General features: G+C 69.1%; 1 protein-coding gene and 1 pseudogene. Both read right to left on the bottom strand.

The genetic code is table 11. The annotated features are described in order from the left end of the window. Nucleotides 1–40: 40 nt before the first annotated feature. A complete protein-coding gene (locus ON37_RS33780) occupies nucleotides 41–21,595 on the bottom strand; it encodes a type I polyketide synthase (protein WP_051031273.1) in 21,555 nt (7,184 codons plus the stop codon). A 270-nt stretch (nucleotides 21,596–21,865) separates the two neighbouring features. Further along, nucleotides 21,866–22,059, bottom strand: a pseudogene (locus tag ON37_RS34810) (acyl carrier protein); the annotation flags it as partial. Nucleotides 22,060–22,185: the final 126 nt, after the last annotated feature.

The raw sequence follows: 22,185 nt of genomic DNA, 5'->3' as shown, positions 1-22,185 counted from the left end.
GACCCGGCCGGGTGGCCGAATCGCCACCCGGCCGGTGCCGTCACCGCGCGAGCCAGTCCTCGATCGCCGCCGCCACCGCCGCGGAACCGTCCTCGAGGATCGTGAAGTGATCGGCCTCGATCGACACGACGGAATGCGTCGGGTCCCAGGGCTGTGTCTGCCAGTTCGCCCGTTCCGCCGAGCCGGCCAGGAACGATTGCGCGCACTGGAGGAACAGGGTCGGCGTGCGAACGGAGCCCGGAACCTGCTCGTGCAGCAACTGCACGTACCGGCCCATGGCGGTGAGCCGCGCCTGGTCGAAACGACCGTAGGTCGCCTCGTCGGCCACCATGTGTTCGGCCATCTCGCGCAGCAGCCATTCTCCGCCCGCGTGTGCCGGGTAGGTGTCCACCATGACCACGCCGGCCGGTGCCGGACCACCCGCCGCCTCCAGGTGCTCGGTGACCAGGTAGGCCAGCAGGCCGCCCGAGGAGTGACCGACCAGCACGAACGGTTCGCCCTGCGCGGCCGCGAGCACGCTGCCCGCCGTCGCCTCGAGTGCGGCGGCCGGCGTCGTCGGCAGGGGTTCCCCCGCGTCGAAGCCGATCAGCGGCAAGGCCAGGACATCGCGCCCGGTGCGCAGTTGCGCGGCGATCCGCGCGTATTGCTGCGGACCGCCCGTGGCCAAGGGCGGCGCCAGGCAGATGATCCGAGGCAGGGCCGAGCCGGTCGCGAGCCGGGTCGGCACCGGCAACCGATCGGGCCGGTCCGCGGGGGTGAATTCCTCCCGCAGTTCCGCCGCGGCCCGCAGCAGGGCGAAGCCCTTCCCGGCCCGGCCGTCGATCACCGCCGTCCGGAACATTCCGTACAGGGAATCGTCCCGGCGGGCTTCGTCCTCGCGGCGGGTCTCGTCAGTCCGCGACGGTGTGGCGCCGAGCTCCGCCCGCAGGTACCGGGCCAGTGCGGCCGGTGTCTTGTGGTCGAAAATCGCCGCCGTCGACAGCGAGAGGCCGGTCGACGCGTTGAGGGCGCTACGCAATTCCATGGCGGCCAGCGAGTCGAATCCCGATTCGAGGAAATCCCGCTCGGGGTCGAGCGCCGCCACGCCTTCGTGGCCGAGCAGCCGGGCCGCGTTCTCGAGGATGTGGGTCAGCAACCACTGTTCCCTCTCCGGTTCCGGCAACCGCGCGAGATGGCGCCGCACCGCTCCCGGATCCGCCGGGGCACCGCTCGGCCGGCGTCCGGTGGTCGTCGCCAGCTCGGCGAGGAGCGCCGGGACGGAATCCCGGGTGCGCAGGACGGCCCGGTCGATGCCGACCGGCACCTGCACCGGACGCCCGGAATCCACTGCCGCATCGAATAATTCGAGCGCGGTCTCGGCCGTCAGCGGCGAGAACCCTTGGCGGCGCATCCGCTGCCGATCGGTCGTCCCGAGCCACTGCGACAGTCCGGTATCGATATCCCACATGCCGTAGGCGAGCGAGGTGGCCGGCAGACCTTCGGCCTGCCGGTGGGTCGCGAGCGCGTCGAGGAAGACGTTCGCCGCCGCGTACCCACCCTGACCCGCGGGCAGCAGCCAACCCGCCACCGACGAGATCAGGACGAAAGCCGACAGATCGGCATCGCGGGTGAGCTCGTGCAGGTGCCAGGCCGCATCGGCTTTCGCGGCCAGACAGCGGTCGATCCGGTTCGGCGTCAGGGTGTCGATCAGACCGTTGTCGGCGACTCCGGCGGCGTGCACGATCGCGCCGAGGGGATGTTCGGCGGGTATCGAGGCGAGCACGTCGCGCAGCGCCGCCCGGTCGGTGACATCGCAGACGGAGACGACGACCTCGGCCCCGAGCGCGCCGAGCTCGTCGACGAGGTCCGCGGACGCGGCCGCCCCGCGGCGACCGACCAGCAGCAGATGCCGCACTCCGTGCTCGACCACCAGATGTCGGGCGATGTGGCGGCCGATTCCGCCGGTACCACCGGTGATCAGCACGGTTCGATCGGAACGCCAGGGTGTGGGGCGCGGCGCACCGGGGCTCGTCGCACGAACGAGCCGCGGCACCCGCGTCCCGTCCGCGGCGACGGCCAGTTCCGGCTCACCGGTCGCGGCGGCCGCCACGAGTTGCCGGGTGGGGAGCTGCCGGGGCGCGTCGATGAGCACGATGCGGCCCGGGTTCTCCGCTTGCGCGGCGCGCACCAGTCCGCGCACCGCGGCTACGGCCGGATCACCGCCGGAGTCGATGATCACCGCGAGAGTGCTTGCCGCATATCGTTGCTCGCTCAGGAACTGCTGAACGACGCCGAGCGTGGCGTGCAGGACCGAACGCATCCGGCTCGGCACCGCGTCCTCGTCGGCCGTGGGCCGTAGGACGACAACCGCGGCCGGCTCGGGCGAACCCCATTCCGCCCAGCTGATTTCCGCCGAGCCCCGGAGCTCCGGGCCGCTCCGCCAGGCGAGTTCGTACAGCCCGTCGTGCGAGGGTTCGGACGGAACCGTCGACAGCGGGCGCAACGCCAGTGACCGCACCGAAAGAACCGGCGCCCCAGCGGAATCGGCCATATCGATGGTGATCGTCCCATCGTCGAGGCCGGCCAGCCGCACCCGCGCCCGGCGCACGCCGTCGGCGTGCAGCCGGACCGACGACCATGTGAACGGGACCATGGTCTGCCGCTGTGTCTCGTCATGCCGTAGGCCGACGGTGAGAGCGTGCATGGCCGCGTCGAGCAGGGCCGGATGGATGCCGTAGCCGCGCGCGGGGGTCTGTTCGGGCAGCGTGACCTCGGCGAAGAGTTCCTCGCCGCGACGCCACACCGCCGTCAGCCCACGGAACGCGGGACCGTAGTTGTACCCCCGATCGGCGAGTTCCTCGTAGGCACCGCCGAGCGGGATCGCGGTGGCGCCGGCCGGTGGCCACTCGAGGAAGTCGGCCGGATTCGCCGCCGCTGCGATCTCCCCACCGGGGCGCGCCCGTCCCTGCGCGTGATGCGTCCACGGGGCGGTCGGATCGTCCTCGTCCGGGCGGGCGTAGATGTCGATCCGCCGGCTGCCGGTGTCGTCGTTGTCGCCGACGACCACCTGAAGCTGTACGCCGCCGTTTCCGCGGAACACCAACGGTTCCCGCAACGTCAGGTCTGCCAGCTCCGGGCAGCCGACCTGATCTCCGGCGTGAATCGCCAGCTCGACGAATCCGGTGCCGGGCAACAGCACCGCACCGAGCACGTCGTGATCGGCCAACCACGGATGGGTCACCGTGGACAGTCGGCCGGTGAGCCGGACGCCGCCACCCTCCGGCTGCGCGACCAGCGCACCCAGCATCGGGTGTTCGGTGGATCGCAAACCGAGCGCCGACGGCTCTCCGGTACGCAACGGTCCGGTGGCCCAGAAGCGACGGTGCTGGAAGCTGTAGGTCGGCAGATCGATCCGAGTGGCACCGGTACCGGCGTAGTAGCTCGCCCAATCCACCGTCGCGCCCGACACGTACAGGCCGGCGAGTCCGGTCAGCAGGGCCGCCGGTGTGGTGTGGTGGCGTCTGCCGAGGGCGATCGTGGTTGCCGCCTCGACGGTTTGAGCGACCATGGGGGTCAGTACCGCGTCGGGCCCGATTTCGGCGAACCGGGTGACACCCAACTCCGCCATCGTCGTCACCGCATCCGCGAAACGCACCGCGTCCCGAACCTGACCCACCCAATACGCCGGATCCGACATCTCACGCTCGACCGGAGCGCCGGTTACCGTCGACACCACCGACAACGCCGGAGAATCGAACGCCAAACCGGCTATCGCCGAAGCGAACTCGTCCAGCATCGGCTCCATCAACACCGAATGGAACGCATGCGACACCCGCAACCGACGCGTCCGCCAACCCCGCGCCACACACTCCTCGACAACGGCGCCCACCGCATCCTCGACACCCGAAACCACCACCGACGACGGACCATTCACCGCCGCGACCGACACCCGGCCGGCAGAAACACCAACCTCGCCCAGCAACCCAAGAACATCCGACTCCGACGCACCCACAGCAACCATCGACCTACCCGACGGAAGCGCCTGCATCAAACGACCACGAGCCGCGACCAACACACACGCATCCGACAACGACAACACACCAGCCACATGCGCCGCCGCGACCTCACCGATCGAATGACCCGCCACCACATCCGGACGCATCCCCCACGACTCGAGCAAACGGAACAACGCCACCTCGAACGCGAACAAACCCGCCTGCGCAAACACCGTCCGATCCACAAAATCCTCGGACCCCAACGCCTCCAGCAACGAAACAGACTGCCCCAGCAGCGGATCCAACTCCGCCACAATCACATCGAAATGCTCGGCGAACACCGGATACGCCGCGCGCAAACCCGACGCCATACCCGCCCACTGCGCACCCTGACCGGAAAACACCACACCCGTCGAACCCGACACCACCCGGCCCGTCACCACACGCGCATCGGACTCACCAGCCGCCAATGCCCGCACACCCCCCAGCAACTCGCCACCGTGCTCCCCCAGCACGACCGCGCGATGCTCGAACACCGCCCGCGACGACACCAACGAGAAACCGACATCCACCGGATCCGGGTCGTGCCGCTCCACATGCGCGGCGAGCCGGGCGGCCTGCCCTGCCAGCGCCTCGTCTCCTCGTGCCGACACCACCCACGGCAGCACGGCCGGGACGACCTCGGTCACGGACGCGACGTCCTCGGCCGGGGCCTGTTCGACGATGAGATGGGCGTTGGTGCCGCTGATCCCGAAGGACGACACCCCGGCACGGCGCGGCCGGTCCGTCGCCGGCCACGGCACCGGTTCGGTCAGCAGGCGTACATGTCCCTCGGACCAGTCGACCTTGGTGCTGGGCGCGTCGACATGCAAGGTCCGCGGCAACACGCCGTGGCGCATGGCCATGATCATCTTGATCACACCACCCACACCCGCCGCAGCCTGAGCATGACCGATATTCGACTTCAACGAACCCAACCACAACGGACGACCCGGGTCACGATCCTGCCCATAGGTCGCCAACAGGGCCTGCGCCTCGATCGGATCACCCAAGGTAGTACCGGTACCGTGCGCCTCCACCACATCCACATCGGCCGGTGAAATCCCGGCATTGGCCAACGCCTGCCGAATCACCCGACGCTGCGAGGGGCCGTTCGGCGCCGTCAAACCATTCGACGCACCATCCTGATTCACCGCCGAACCAGCAAGCACCGCAAGAATCCGATGCCCGTTACGCTGGGCGTCCGACAACCGCTCCAACACCAACATTCCCGCGCCTTCGGACCACCCGACGCCGTCGGCCGCATCGGCGAACGACTTGCACCGCCCGTCCGGTGACAGTCCGCGCTGGCGGCTGAACTCCACGAAGGTCTCCGGTGTCGCCATCACCGTCACACCGCCCGCCAATGCCAGATCGCATTCGCCGGATCGCAGCGACTGCGCGGCCAGATGCATGGCCACCAGCGACGACGAACACGCCGTATCCACCGACACCGCGGGACCTTCCAGCCCCAGCGTGTAGGCGATCCGGCCGGAGACGAGGCTGCCGGCCGCGCTGTTTCCGCTGCCCTGGGCGTAGTCGTGGTACATCACGCCCGCGAACACGCCGGTCGCGCTGCCGCGCAGCACCGTCGGGTCGACACCGGCGCGTTCCAACGCCTCCCACGTCGTTTCCAGCAGCTGGCGCTGCTGCGGATCCATCATCGTGGCCTCGTTCGGACCGATACCGAAGAAGTCCGGATCGAATTCGGCTGCGCTGTGCAGGAATCCGCCTTCCCGGGTGTAGGACTTGCCCGGGCGACCGGGCTCGGGATCGTAGATGCCGTCGATATCCCAGCCACGATCGTCCGGCAGCGGCGTGATCGCGTCCCTGCCGGTGCGCACCAGATCCCACAGTTCCTCGGGAGAGGTGATCCCGCCGGGGTAGCGGCACGCCATTCCGACCACGGCGATCGGATCGTCGTCGACCGCCCGGGTGGCGGTGGCCTCGGTGTCCCGACGGCCGCCGGTGAGCTCGTCGGCCAGATATCCGGCCAGGGCCGCCGGGGTCGGGTAGTCGAATACCAGGGTGGCGGGCAGCTGCAATCCCGTCACGGCTTTGAGGGCGTTGCGGAACTCGACCGCGGTGATCGAATCGAAGCCCAGCTCGTTGAACGCGCGGTCGGCCGCGATCGCATTCGGATCCTGGTGGCCGAGAGTCGCGGCGATCTGGGCCCGCACGATCTCCGCGAGGACATCGAATCGCTCAGTGTCGGGGGTGCTCGACAACCGGGCACGCAGCGCCGTGAAGGCGCCGGAGGCCGCGGTGCGACGAGCGGGGACGAGACTCGAAAGCAGCACCGGCACAGCCGTTTCCGCCGACCGGATGCCCTCGATGTCGAGGCGCGCGAGCACCGGCGCCGGTGCGTCGACGCTCATCGCGGCATCGAACAGGGCCAGTCCCTGTTCCGCCGCGAGCGGCAGGATGCCCGAGCGCGACATGCGCCGCCGGTCGGCGTCGCCGAGTCCCTCGGCCATGCCGCCGTCCCACAGGCCCCACACCAGGGATGTGCCGGGCAGACCGGATGCGGTGCGGTGCGTGGCCAATGCGTCGAGGCAGGCGTTGGCCGCGGCGTAGTTGCCCTGCCCCGGGTTGCCGAAAACACCTGCCACCGAACTGAACAGGACGAACGCACGCAACGGCAGGTCGGCGGTCAACTCGTGGAGATGGAGCGCGGCGTCCGCCTTGGGTCCGAGCACCGTCTCCATGCGGGCCGGGGTCAGGGATGCGAGAGCGCCGTCGTCGAGTACCCCGGCCAGGTGGTACACCCCGGTCAGCGGATGGTCGGCGGGGATGCGGGCCAGCACCGCGGCGAGCGCGCCGCGATCGGCGACGTCGCAGGCGGCGAATTCCACGACGACGCCGAGTTCGGCCAGCTCCGCAGCCAATTCCGCGGCGCCGGGCGCGGATTCGCCGCGGCGGCTGACCAACAGCAGGCGCCGGGCGCCGCGGGTGGCGACCAGATGCCGAGTGAGCAACCCGGCCAGCAGTCCGCCCGCACCGGTGATCAGTACCGTCTCGTCCGGATCGAAGCGAGGTCCGTCGGCTGCCGCGGGCACCGCCCGTACCAGCCGCGCGCCGTACACGTTCCGGTTGCGCACGGCCACTTGCGGTTCGGCCGCTGCGAGAATGCCACCGAGCAGGCCGTCGAGTGCGGAGTCGGTGTCGACGAGTACGACACGGCCGGGGTGTTCGGCCTGCACGGACCGCACCAGACCACCCACGGCCGCGGCCGCGAGGTTCGTGACGGGCTCGCCCGCCACCGATACCGCGCCGCCGGTCCGGATCACCAGCACGGAGTCGGCGAACCGGTCACTCGCCGTCCAGGATTGCAGGACCGCGAGAGCCTCGGCCGTGGCCGCGTGCACGGCGGCCGGGTCGTTGCCGGAGGGGCAGTCGAACACCACTGCCGGCGGGACCCGGTCACCGAGGTCCGGCCACGTCGCCACCGCGACGTCGGTCGCGCTCACCGGGATCGGCGTCCAGTCGGTCCGGAACAGGGCATGCCGCACGGCGGCGACACCCCCGGCCAGTTGCCCGGCATCGAAGAGACGGGAAGCCAGGCGCCGAACCGTCGCCACCGGCGCTCCGGTCGCATCCACCAGGTCCAGGGCCACATCTCGTTCGCCGACTCGGGTGAGCCGAACCCGCACGGCATCGGCGCCGGCGGCGTGCACCGTCACTCCCGACCATTCGAACGGCAGTGCCGGGCCGGCGGTCTCCGCCCCTTCGTCGGCGACGCGCAGCGCGTGCAGGGCCGCGTCCAGCAGTGCCGGGTGGATGCCGAACCGCGTCGCGTCGGCGCGGGCCGATTCGGGCAGTTCGACCTCGGCGTAGAGCGTCCCGTCCGGCGCGCGCCGGACCGCCTGCAGGGCTCGGAATGCCGGACCGTAGTGATAGCCCTGCGCATCGAGCGCGGCGTACACGCCGTCGATATCCACGGCGGCCGCGTCGGCCGGCGGCCACTGCACCGGATCGCCGGGCACATCCGGATTCCCCGGTACGAGCGCGCCTTCGGCGTGCACCGTCCACGACGGCGCCGGCTCGGCCTCATCGTCCAGGCGGGAATAGAGCCGCACCGGACGTCGGCCGGTCTCGTCCGCGGCGCCGACCACCACACGCACCGCGAGGCCGGAGGTGTCCGGCAGCGGCAGGGGCGCCCGCAGAACAAGTTCCTCGAGGGTCGCGCAGCCGACCCGCTCACCCGCGGCGAGGGCGAGTTCGACAATGCCGGCACCGGGGAACAGCACGGTGTCCAGCACCGCATGATCGGCCAGCCAGGGATGCGTCTGCAGCGACAGCCGGCCGGCGAGCGCGACCTCCTCCGAATCTGGTTGCGACACCACCGCCGAGAGCACGGGGTGGCCGGTGGCGTCCAGGCCCATCGCCCGGGCGCCCCCGCTGCCCACTGCCGAGGAGTCGGCCAGCCAATAGCGACGGCGCTGGAAAGCATAGGTGGGCAGGTCGATTCGGCGCGCACCGGTGCCGGCGTAGCAGCGAGCCCAGTCCACCTCGGTACCGGCGACGAACAATCGGGCCACGCCCGCCGACAGGGTGGCCGGGTCGGCCTGAAGGCGACGCGCCAATGGCACCACCGTGGGAGATGGAGCGGGCGACGTTGCCGTGCTGTCTTCGAGTGTCTGGGTGATCATCGGAGTCAGGACCGCATCCGGCCCGATCTCGGCGAACCGGGTGACACCCAACTCCGCCATCGTCGTCACCGCATCCGCGAAACGCACCGCGTCCCGAACCTGACCCACCCAATACGCCGGATCCGACATCTCACGCTCGACCGGAGCGCCGGTTACCGTCGACACCACCGACAACGCCGGAGAATCGAACGCCAAACCGGCTATCGCCGAAGCGAACTCGTCCAGCATCGGCTCCATCAACACCGAATGGAACGCATGCGACACCCGCAACCGACGCGTCCGCCAACCCCGCGCCACACACTCCTCGACAACGGCGCCCACCGCATCCTCGACACCCGAAACCACCACCGACGACGGACCATTCACCGCCGCGACCGACACCCGGCCGGCAGAAACACCAACCTCGCCCAGCAACCCAAGAACATCCGACTCCGACGCACCCACAGCAACCATCGACCCACCCGACGGAAGCGCCTGCATCAAACGACCACGAGCCGCGACCAACACACACGCATCCGACAACGACAACACACCAGCCACATGCGCCGCCGCGACCTCACCGATCGAATGACCCGCCACCACATCCGGACGCATCCCCCACGACTCGAGCAAACGGAACAACGCCACCTCGAACGCGAACAAACCCGCCTGCGCAAACACCGTCCGATCCACCAAAGACTCGGACCCCAACGCCTCCGCGAGCGAAACAGACTGCCCCAGAAGCGGATCCAGCTCCGCGACGATCGCATCGAACTGCTCGGCGAACACCGGATACACACGCAACCCGGCAGCCATCCCGGCCCACTGCGCACCCTGACCGGAAAACACCACACCCGTCGAACCCGACACCACCCGGCCCGCCACCACACGCGCATCGGACTCACCACGCCCCAACGCCTGCGTACCCGCAAGCAGCCCGTCGAGCGTCGACGCCAGCACGACCGCGCGATGCTCGAAGACCGCCCGCGACGACGCCAACGAGAAACCGATGTCGACGGGGTGGTGATGGCCGATATGCGCGGCCAGACGCCGGGCCTGCTCGGTGAGGGCCTCGGCGGTGCGGCCCGAAGTCACCCACGGCAGTAGCCCTCCGGCGGGAACCGTCTTGTCCACCGGTGCGGATGCCGGCCCCGAAGCCGGCGGCTGTTCGACGATGACGTGGGCATTGGTACCGCTGAGGCCGAAGGACGAAATGCCGGCCCGACGTGGACGGTTGGTTTCCGGCCATTCGACCGGTTCGGTCAGCAACTCGATATTGCCCTGGGACCAATCGACTTTCGTACTCGGACGATCCACATGAAGCGTGCGCGGCAAGACACCGTGGCGCATGGCCATGACCATCTTGATCACACCACCCACACCCGCCGCAGCCTGAGCATGACCGATATTCGACTTCAACGACCCCAACCACAACGGCCGACCCGGGTCACGGTCCTGCCCATAAGTGGCCAGCAACGCCTGCGCTTCGATCGGATCACCCAAGGTGGTGCCGGTGCCGTGCGCCTCCACCGCATCGACATCGGCCGGTGAAATCCCGGCGTTGGCCAACGCCTGCCGAATCACCCGGCGCTGCGAGGGGCCGTTCGGCGCCGTGAAACCGTTCGACGCACCATCCTGATTCACTGCCGAACCAGCAAGCACCGCAAGAACATCGTGGCCGTTGCGACGCGCGTCCGACAACCGCTCCAACACCAACATTCCCGCGCCTTCGGACCAACCGACGCCGTCGGCCGCATCGGCGAACGACTTACACCGCCCGTCCGGGGAGAGCCCGCGCTGGCGGCCGAATTCGAGGAACATATCCGGGGTGGACATCACCGCCACGCCGCCGGCCAAGGCCAGATCGCATTCGCCGGATCGCAGCGACTGCGCGGCCAGATGCATGGCCACCAGCGACGACGAACACGCCGTATCCACCGACACCGCAGGACCTTCCAGCCCCAGCGTGTAGGCGATCCGGCCGGAAACCATACTGCCGCCGGCGCTGCCCGCCTTGCCGGTCCCCTGTGCGTAGTCGTGGTACATCACACCGGTGAACACCCCGGTCGCGGTGCCGCGCAGGACGGCCGGATCGACACCGGCACGTTCCAGTGCCTCCCACGATGTCTCCAGCAGCAACCGCTGCTGCGGATCCATCAGAGTCGCCTCGTTCGGACTGATGCCGAAGAAATCGGCATCGAATTCCGCGGCGGAATACAGGAATCCACCGGTCCGGGCATAGGTCTTACCCGGCTTACCGGGCTCGGGGTCGTAGATTCCGTCGATATCCCAGCCCCGATCGACCGGCATCTCACCGGTGGTTTCGATGCCCTCGAACACCAACCGCCACAAATCCTCCGGCGAGGCCACCCCGCCCGGATAACGACAACTCATCGCCACGATCGCGATCGGATCGTCATCCACCCGAACGGTGGCGGCCGGCTGCTCGTCGGCCGCCACCGCACCGGCGAGCTCCGAGCCGATGAATTCGGCGACGATCTGCGCATTCGGATAATCGAAGATCAGCGTGGCCGGAAGTTTCAGACCGGTCGCCGCATTGAGCCGGTTGCGGAACTCCACCGCACCGAGCGAATCGAATCCCAACTGCTGAAACGCCCGCTGTGGCTCGATCGCGGCCACGGACTCGTGCCCGAGTACTCCGGCGGCCACCGATCGGACGAGGTCGAGTATCGCGGTGTGCCGGTCCGGCTCCGCCAGGCCGGCCAGCCTGCTTGCCAGCGTCCGTTCCGAACTCGGCGTCCGGGTCCGTCGCCGCGCCGGTGCCGGAGCGATCGCGCGCAGCAGCGCCGGAAGCTGGTCACCCCGATCGCGCAGGGCAACCGGATCGACCCGCAACGCGACGAGCTGCGCGGATTCGGTGGCAATCGCCAGATCGAACAGTGCCAGGCCCTCGGCCTCGGACAGCGGTGGCAGGCCCTGCCGACGGATCCGCTCGACGTCGGTTTCCGACAGCATCGAGCCCAGTCCGGTGGTCGCGGTCCACAATCCGTAATCGATCGAGGTGGCGGGCAGGCCCGCGGTTCGGCGGTACGCGGCCAGCGCATCCAGGAAGACGTTCGCCGCGGCGTAGTTCGCCTGTCCGGCGGCCAGCACGAGACCACCTACCGACGACACCAGTACGAATAGCGACAACGACCGATCACGGGTCAATTCGTGCAGATGCCATGCCGCATCGACCTTCGGCGCGAAGACCGGACCGATCCGGTCCGCGCTGAGCGATTCGATCAACCCGTTGTCCGCGGTCCCGGCCGCATGCACCACACCCGCCAGCGGATGTGCGGCCGGGATGTCGTCGAGCACGGCCGCCAGCGCGGCACGATCGGATACGTCGCAGGCCACGATGCGCACCTGGGCGCCGAGTCCGGTCAGCTCGGCACGCAGCTGGTCGGCGCCGGGTGCGTCCGGCCCCCGGCGGGAGGTCAAAATCAAATGGCGCACACCATGATTCGCGACCAGATGCCGCGCGAACAACGCACCGAGACCACCCGTTCCACCGGTGATCAACACGGTCCCCGAGCCGAGCTCACGCACGGCGGTGCCGGCGCTGTGGCGGCGCAAGCGGGGCACCAGCACCTCCGCACCTCGCTGCGCCATCTCGGGTTCGGTATGGCCCGAAACCGATGCGGCCACCACGGCGAGGTCGAGGTCCGGCCCCGCATCCAGCAGCTGGAAGCGGCCGGGTTGTTCGGCCTGCGCGGCACGCACCAGACCCCACACGGGCGCGTGTGCCAGATGCACCGGGTCCGAAACACCTACGCGGACAGCCTGTCTCGTCACCACGATCAGCCGGGAGCCGGCGAAACGCGGTTCGCGCAGCCACCGCTGCACGGTCGCGAGAACCTCGGTGACGGCCTCCCGTGCGGCATCCGGCGGCGCGGCCGCGGGTTCCGGGCATGCGTACAGGACGACTTCGGGAACGATCGCATCCGGTGTCGCGTCCAGATCGGCGATCAACGCCTCGAGATCGGGATGGCCCGGCGCGTCGCCGGACCCGGGTGGGCCCACGACGGCCACCCGCGTCGGATCGGCCGCCGCCGATGGGGTGGACACGGCGCTCCACTCCACGCCGAACAGCGAGTCCGAGACCGGGTTCGTCGTGAGACGCTCGGTGGAGACCGGCCGGGAAACGAGGGCGGCGACCGACAGCATCGGCTGCCCGTGCTCATCGGCGATCCGCACGCCGAGGCCGCCGTCGGTCGGTTCGATCCGAACCCGCGCCACCCTGGCGGTCGCCGAACCCAGCGCCACCCGGTTCCACGTGAACGGCAGCGCCGGGGAGTTGCCGAGTTCGCCGGCGCGCAGGGTGTGGACGATCCCGATATGCAGCGCGGCGTCGAACAGCGCCGGATGGATGCCGAAGCCGTCGGTGTCCGTCGAGTCGGGAAGTGCGACCTCGGCGAACAATTCGTCGCCGCGTCGCCAGGCCGCGCGCAAGCCCTGGAACACCGGGCCGTAGCCGTAACCGAGGTCCTGCAATTCGTCGTATACGCCCTCGATGTCGATGGTGGACGCACCCGCAGGCGGCCACGGCAGCGGAGCGACATCGGCGACCGCCTCCGCGGTCAGCACACCTTCGGCGTGCAGCGTCCACGGCGTGGCATCGACCTCGTGGTCGGGGCAGGAGAAGATTCGAACCGATCGGCGGCCCGTCTCGTCCTGATCACCGACGACCACGCGGAGCGCGACGCCGCCGGTTTCCGGCAGGACCAGCGGGGCCTGCAGCACCAGCTCGTCGAGATTCGGACAGCCGACTCGCTCCCCGGCGTGCAACGCCACGTCGACGAAGCCGGTGCCGGGGAACACCACGGCGCCGAGTACCCGGTGATCGGCCAGCCACGGCTGCGACTGCACCGACAGGCGGCCGGTGAGAGTCAGCGTGGCGGTGTCCGGTTGGGATACCACCGCCGTGACCAGCGGGTGCCCGGTGGCCGCCAGACCGCTCGCCCGGAGGTCACCGCCGGTCGACGGTGTCGCCTCCAGCCAGTAGCGCCGGCGCTGGAAGGCGTAGGTGGGCAAGTCGATGCGGCGGGCTCCGGTATCGGAATACAGTGCCGCCCAATCGACCTCGGTACCGGCGACGAACAATTCGGCTACCCCGGCCAGCACCGTCCTCGCGTCGGCCCGCTGCTTTCGGGCCAGCGCCGTGACGGTGGGAGCCGGAGCAGAGGCGGTTTCGGCGCGGACCTCGAGTGTCTGGGTGACCATCGGGGTCAAGACCGCGTCGGGGCCGATTTCGGCGAACCGGGTGACACCCAACTCCGCCATCGTCGTCACCGCATCCGCGAAACGCACCGCCTCCCGAACCTGACCCACCCAATACGCCGGATCACACATCTCACGCTCGACCCGAACACCCGACACCGTCGACACCACCGACAACACCGGCGCAGCGAACGTCAAACCAGCAATCGCCGAAGCGAACTCATCCAGCATCGGCTCCATCAACACCGAATGAAACGCATGCGACACCCGCAACCGACGCGTCCGCCAACCCCGCCCCACACACTCCTCGACAACCGCCCCCACCGCATCCTCAACACCCGAAACCACCACCGACGACGGACCATTCACCGCAGCGATCGACACCCGGCCGACAGAAACACCAACCTCCCCCAGCAACCCAAGAACATCTGCCTCGCAGGCACCGACCGCAACCATCGACCCACCCGACGGAAGCGCCTGCATCAAACGACCACGAGCCGCGACCAACACACACGCATCCGACAACGACAACACACCAGCCACATGCGCCGCCGCAACCTCACCGATCGAATGACCCGCCACCACATCAACCCGAACACCCCACGACTCGAGCAAACGGAACAACGCCACCTCGAACGCGAACAATCCCGCCTGCGCAAACACCGTCCGATCCACCAAAGACTCATCGGACAACGCGTCCGACAGCGAAATCCCCTGCCCCAGGAGCGGATCCAACTCCGCAGCGATCGCATCGAACTGCTCGGCGAACACCGGATACACACGCAACCCGGCAGCCATCCCGGCCCACTGCGCGCCCTGACCGGAAAACACCACACCCGTCGAACCCGACACCACCCGGCCCGCCACCACACGCGCATCGGACTCACCAGCAGCCAATGCCCGCACACCCGCCAGCAAATCGCCACCGTGCTCCCCCAGCACCACCGCGCGATGCTCGAACACCGCCCGCGACGACACCAACGAGAAACCGACATCCACCGGATCACGATCGGCGACACCGGCCGCCAGCCGGTCGGCTTGTTCGGCGAGGGCATCGGCACCGCGTGCCGTGACGACCCATGGCACTGTGCCGCCGGCGGGCGCACTGCGGACCGGTTCGACCGCACCCGTCACGACATCCGCCTGTTCGATGATGACGTGGGCGTTGGTGCCGCTGATCCCGAACGAGGACACCCCGGCCCGACGCGGACGATCCACCTCCGGCCACTCGACCGGTTCGGTCAGCAACTCGATATTGCCTTGGGACCAATCGACTTTCGTACTCGGACGATCCACATGAAGCGTGCGCGGCAACACGCCGTGGCGCATGGCCATGATCATCTTGATCACACCACCCACACCCGCCGCGGCCTGAGCGTGACCGATATTCGACTTCAACGAACCCAACCACAACGGACGACCCGGGTCACGGTCCTGCCCGTAGGTCGCCAACAGGGCCTGCGCCTCGATCGGATCACCCAAGGTAGTTCCGGTACCGTGCGCCTCCACCGCATCCACATCGGCCGGTGAAATCCCGGCATTGGCCAACGCCTGCCGAATCACCCGGCGCTGCGAGGGGCCGTTCGGTGCCGTGAAACCATTCGACGCACCATCCTGATTCACCGCCGAACCAGCAAGCACCGCAAGAACATCGTGGCCGTTGCGACGCGCGTCCGACAGCCGCTCCAGCACCAGGACGCCGACACCCTCGGACCAGCCCACACCATCGGCCGCATCGGCGAAGGCGCGGCAGCGTCCGTCCGGGGACAGCCCGCGCTGCCGGCTGAATTCGATGAACATCTCCGGCGACGACATCACCGCCACACCACCGGCCAAGGCCAGATCGCATTCCCCCGACCGCAGCGATCCGGCGGCCAGATGCAGTGCGACCAGCGACGACGAACACGCCGTATCCACCGACACCGCAGGACCTTCCAGCCCCAGCGTGTAGGCGACCCGGCCCGAGACCAGGCTGCCACCGGCACTGTTGCCGCTTTCGCTCGCGTGGCCGTAGTCGTGGTACATCACCCCGGTGAACACCCCGGTCGCACTGCCGCGCAGGACGGACGGATCGATCCCCGCGCGTTCCAGTGCTTCCCACGACGTCTCCAGCAGCAAACGCTGCTGCGGATCCATCAGAGTCGCCTCGTTCGGACTGATGCCGAAGAAATCGGCATCGAATTCCGCGGCGGAATACAGGAAGCTGCCACGGCGGGTGTAGGACTTCCCGGCCTTACCGGGCTCGGGGTCGTAGAGGGCGTCGATATCCCAGCCCCGATCGACCGGCAACTCACCGGTGGTATCGACGCCCTCGAACACCAAGCGCCACAGATCCTCCGGCGAGGCCACCCCACCCGGATAACGACAACTCATCGCCACGATCGCGATCGGATCATCACCCACCCGAACCCGGTCGACCACCGGCTCGACGGCGGTCGTCGTCCCGCCCAGTTCCGATTCGATGAATTCGGCGACGATCTGCGCGTTCGGATAATCGAAGACCAGGGTGGCCGGAAGTTTCAGGCCGGTCGCCGCATTGAGCCGGTTGCGGAACTCCACCGCACCGAGCGAATCGAATCCCAACTGCTGGAAGGCCCGTTGCGGCTCGACCGCCTCCGCGGAGGCGTGCCCGAGCACACCGGCGGCGACCGACCGAACCAGATCGAGGACGGCCGCCCGGCGTTGGGCGCCCGACAAACCGGCGAGGGTATCCAGGAAGGCGCGAGCCGCCCCGGAGGTCGCGGTGGTGCGGCGCACCGGGGCGGGGACGATCCGACGCATCAGCGCGGGGAGCTGCTCGCCGCGGGTCCGCAGCACGGCTGGGTCCATCCGCAGCGCCACCAGCTGAGCGGCGTCGGTCGCGAGCGCCGCGTCCAGCAGGCCCAGCCCCTCGGCCTCGGTCAGTGCCGGGAAGCCCTGTCTGCGCATCCGCTCGAAATCGGCCTCCGACAGCTCGGTGCCCAGCCCGCTCGATCGCGCCCACAACCCGTAATCGATGGATGTCGCAGGCAGACCAGCGGAGCGGCGATGCACCGCCAGCGCGTCCAGGAACACGTTCGCCGCAGCGTAATTCGCCTGTCCGGCGGCCAGCACGAGGCCACCCGCCGACGACACCAGTACGAACATCGACAGCGGCCGATCACGGGTCGATTCGTGCAGATGCCATGCCGCGTCGGCCTTCGGCGCGAAGACATGATCGATCCGGTCCGCGGTCATGGACTCGACGACGCCGTTGTCGGCGGCGCCGGCGGCATGTACCACCCCGACCAGGGGATGTTCGTCCGGGATGCTGTCGATCAGCGCCGTCACCGCGGCCGGATCGGATACGTCGCAGGCCGCGATCCGCACCTGCGCACCCAGCTCCGCCAGCTCGTCGGCCAACTCCGCGGCGCCGGGCGCGTCGGCCCCGCGGCGGGATGTCAGAAGTAGCTGTCGCGCACCGTATTTCGTCACCAGATGCCGGGCGATCACCGCGCCCAGGCCGCCGGTCCCCCCGGTCACCAGCACCGTGCCCGGTAGGTCGGGGCCGGCGATGGTACCGACCGGCTGCCGGCTCAATCGCGGCACCAGCAGCGCACCGCCCCGCACCGCCATCTCGGGCTCGCCCGCCGCGGCGGCGGCCAGCGCGGCCAGGGCCATCGGATCATGGGCCGCATCGGCGCCGGGATCGAGGTCGAGGAGTTGGAAACGATCCGGATGCTCCGCCTGCGCCGCCCGCAGCAAACCCCATACCGGCGCCTGACCCAGGTTGATCCGATCGGAAATACCCACGGCCACAGCGCCTTCGGTCACCACGACCAACCGGGAGGAGGCGAAGCGCGCATCACCGAGCCACAGCTGCACGGTCTCGAGTACGTCGGTGACCACTCGACGCGCCGACTCTGGCGGCGTCCCGGCGGAATCCGGGCAGCGCAGCAGCACGATATCCGGCGTGGCCGGTGCCTCGGCGGCGTTCAGCTCGGCGATCAGCGCGGCGAGATCGCGGTATTCGGACACCGGTGCGGCGGAGGGGCCGTAGCCCAGCACCGCCACCCGTTCGGGTGCGGCCGTCGCCGCCCGGGACGCCGCCACCCACTCCACCGCGAACAGATCCTGCGCGACCCGGTTCGCGTCGAGCTGCTCGGCCGATACGGTACGAGACAGCAGTGCGGCCACCGACAGCACGGGTCGTCCCTGCTCATCGGCGACCTGCACGCCGAAGGTGTCGCCCTCGAGGGCGATCCGGACCCGGACCACCGCGGCGCCCGCCGCGTGCACGGCGACCCCGTTCCAGCTGAACGGCAGCGCCGGGGACGTCCCCCCGTGGGTGCGCAGCGCATGCACGATCCGGACATGCAGCGCGGCATCGAACAGGGCGGGGTGGATACCGAAGCCCTCGGCGTCCTCCGGATCGGGCAGCGCGACCTCGGCGAACAGTTCGTCGCCGCGCTGCCAGGCGGCCCGCAGTCCTCGGAACGCCGGGCCGTAGCCGTAGCCGAGATCGAGCAGCTCGTCGTAGCTGCCGTCGATATCGAGCGGTCGCGCATCGTTTGGAGGCCAGGCGGTCAGATCGAAATCGGCACTCGCGGCGGCCGGGGTGAGCACGCCTTCGGCGTGGATCGTCCACGGCTGCTCCGGTGACCGCCGCGAATGGACGGTCAGGCGGCGACGACCGGTGTCGTCGGCGGCGGCCACCACAACCTGGACCGATACGGCGCCGTCCGGCGGCAACACCAGCGGGGTGTGCAGGACGAGCTCCTCCACCACACCACAGCCCAGCAGCCCGCCGACATGCGCGGCCAACTCGACGAATCCGGTACCCGGCAGCAGCACCACGCCGAACACACTGTGATCGGCGAGCCAGGAGACGGAATCGACCGACCAGCGGCCGGTGAAGCTCACCCCGCCCGATTCGGGATGCGGCACCGCGGCGCCGAGCAGCGGATGGTCCACGACATCGAGACCGGCGGCGGTGACCCCGCCCAGTTCGGCGCCCAGCCACGACCCGGCCAGGACCTGCCGCACATCGAGCCAGTACCGCTCGTGCTGGAAGGCGTAGGTGGGCAAGTCGATGCGGCGGGCTCCGGTACCGGAATACAGTGCCGCCCAATCGACCTCGGTACCGGCGACGAACAATCGGGCCACCCCGGCCAGCACCGTCCTCGCGTCGGCCCGCTGCTTTCGGGCCAGCGCCGTGACGGTCGGCGTGGCGTCGGCGAGGGCGGCGATCTGCGTCTCGTCGAGGGTCTGGGTGATCATGGGGGTCAGGACCGCATCCGGGCCGATTTCGGCGAACCGGGTGACACCCAACTCCGCCATCGTCGTCACCGCATCCGCGAAACGCACCGCCTCCCGAACCTGACCCACCCAATACGCCGGATCCGACATCTCCGCACCGACCGCAGCACCCGACACCGTCGACACCACCGACAACGACGGCGCAGCGAACGCCAAACCGGCTATCGCCGAAGCGAATTCATCCAGCATCGGCTCCATCAACACCGAATGGAACGCATGCGACACCCGCAACCGACGCGTCCGCCAACCCCGCCCCACACAACCCTCGACAACCGCCCCCACCGCATCCTCGACACCCGAAACCACCACCGACGACGGACCATTCACCGCCGCGATCGACACATTCTGCGGCAACAACGACAGAACATCAGCCTCGCAGGCACCGACGGCAACCATCGCCCCACCGGCCGGCAGGGCCTGCATCAACCGACCACGAGCCGCCACCAACACACACGCATCCGACAACGACAACACACCAGCCACATGCGCCGCCGCGACCTCACCGATCGAATGACCCGCCACCACATCCGCACGCATCCCCCACGACTCGAGCAAACGGAACAACGCCACCTCGAAGGCGAACAATCCCGCCTGAGCGAACACCGTCCGATCCACGATTTCCTCGGACTCCACCGCCTCGGACAGCGAAATGCCCTGCTCCAGCAGTGGATCCAGCTCCGCGACGATCGCGTCGAACTGCTCGGCGAACACCGGATACACACGCAACCCGGCAGCCATGCCGGCCCATTGCGCGCCCTGACCGGAAAACACCACACCGGTCGAACCAGGCACCACCCGGCCCGTCACCACACGCGCATCGGACTCACCAGCAGCCAATGCCCGCACACCCGCCAGCAATTCGTCCCAGTGCTCACCGAACACGACCGCACGATGCTCGAACAGTCCCCGCGAGGCCAGCGAAAACCCTACGTCGAGCGGATCCTGCTCCCCCGCTGTCGATCCCGAGCCGGCGAGGTGGGTCGCCAGCCGTGCCGCTTGTGCGGGCAGCGCGACACCACTGCGCGCCGAGACCACCCACGGCAGAACGCCGCCGGCCGGAGCGGTCCGCACCACCGGGTCCGGCGCCGGTTCGATGACCGGGGGCTGTTCGATGATGACGTGTGCGTTGGTGCCACTGATCCCGAACGAGGACACCCCGGCCCGACGTGGACGATCCACCTCCGGCCACTCGACCGGCTCGGTCAGCAACTCGATATTGCCCTGCGACCAATCCACTTTCGTACTCGGACGATCCACATGAAGAGTGCGCGGCAACACACCATGACGCATGGCCATGATCATCTTGATCACACCACCCACACCCGCCGCGGCCTGAGCATGACCGATATTCGACTTCAACGAACCCAACCACAACGGACGACCCGGGTCACGGTCCTGCCCGTAGGTCGCCAGCAATGCCTGCGCCTCGATCGGATCACCCAAGGTAGTGCCGGTACCGTGCGCCTCCACCACATCCACATCCGCAGGCGAAACCCCAGCATTGGCCAACGCCTGCCGAATCACCCGACGCTGCGACGGACCATTCGGCGCCGTCAAACCATTCGACGCACCATCCTGATTCACCGCCGAACCAGCAAGCACCGCAAGAATCCGATGCCCGTTACGCTGGGCGTCCGACAACCGCTCCAACACCAACACACCGACACCCTCGGACCAGCCCACACCATCGGCCGCATCCGCGAACGACTTACACCGCCCATCGGGCGACAGGCCACGCTGGCGACTGAATTCGATGAACGTCTCCGGCGTGGCCATCACCGTCACGCCGCCGGCCAACGCCAGATCGCATTCACCCGACCGCAGCGACTGCGCGGCCAGATGCATGGCCACCAGCGACGACGAACACGCCGTATCCACCGTGACGGACGGCCCTTCGAACCCGAGAACGTACGAAACCCGCCCGGACGCAATGGCTCCGGAGTTCGCGTTGGCCGGATAGTCGTGGTACATCATGCCGGTGAAGACGCCGGTCGAGCTGCCGCGCAACGAGGCTGCATCGATACCGGAGCGCTCCAGCGCTTCCCACGAGGTCTCCAGCAGCAGGAACTGCTGCGGGTCCATCATCGCGGCCTCGTTGGGGCTGATCCCGAAGAACGCGGCGTCGAATTCGCCGGCGGAATGCAGGAATCCGCCCTCGCGGGTGTACGTACTCCCCGGGGTCTCGCCGGTCCGGTCGTAGAGCCGTTCGACATCCCACCCGCGGTTGGCCGGGAATTCCGAGGTCGCGTCGCCGCCCTCGGCTACCAGCCGCCACAGCGCCTCCGGCGAATCGACCCCGCCCGGGTACCGGCACGCCATCCCGACGATCGCGATCGGCTCCCGCAGGGCCGCGTCGAGTTTGCGGTTTCGCGCCCGCAAACGTTCGGTCTCCTTGAGCGAGACACGCAGCGCCTGCGCCAGCTTCTGGGTCTTGTCGTCGGGGTTCGTCATTCTCAGTCCTCGGATGAGCTGTGGTACGCCAGGTCGATCAGGTCGTCGATATCCAGCGCGTCGATCGAGTCGCCGGTGCGGTCCCGATCGGTGTCGTCGGTTCGGTCCTGGCCCTGGGCGAGCTGCAGCAGTGCCTCCAGCAGGCCGGCCTCGCGGAGCCGGGTCAGCGGAATCGTCTGCAGGGCTCGACGAATGTCGTCTTCGGGCAGATCCGGGCTGTCGCCGGAGCCGCGCTCGGTGAGGCTGTCGGCGAGGTGCTCGGCCAGTGCCTGGGCCGTGGGATAGTCGAAGACCAGGGTCGCGGGGAGCGGCAAACCCGTCGCGGCCTTCAGGGCGTTGCGGAATTCGACAGCGGTGACCGAGTCGAAACCCAGGTCGTTGAAGGCCCGGTCCGCCTGGATCGCATTCGGATTCGCGTGCCCCAGGATGGTCGCGACCTGCCCGCGAACGAGCTCCAGCAGCATCCCGACGCGCTCGGCCTCGGGAATGCCGGCCACCCGCGCCCGGAAGGCCGCCGCCGCACCGGAGGCCGCCTTGCGGCGCTGCGGGATCAGCTCGGCGAACAAGGGCGAGACCGCATCCGCGGCACG

The organism is Nocardia veterana NBRC 100344 (assembly GCF_000308855.1).
In the GTDB taxonomy this organism is placed as follows: domain Bacteria; phylum Actinomycetota; class Actinomycetes; order Mycobacteriales; family Mycobacteriaceae; genus Nocardia; species Nocardia veterana.
Note: the sequence above shows the minus strand (reverse complement) of the source record. Positions and strands in the feature narration are given on the sequence as shown.

What these genes read in the sequence shown, in the direction of transcription:
- ON37_RS33780 (WP_051031273.1), bottom strand. Translation starts at nt 21,595, where the DNA reads ATGACGAACCCCGACGACAAGACCCAGAAGCTGGCGCAGGCGCTGCGT.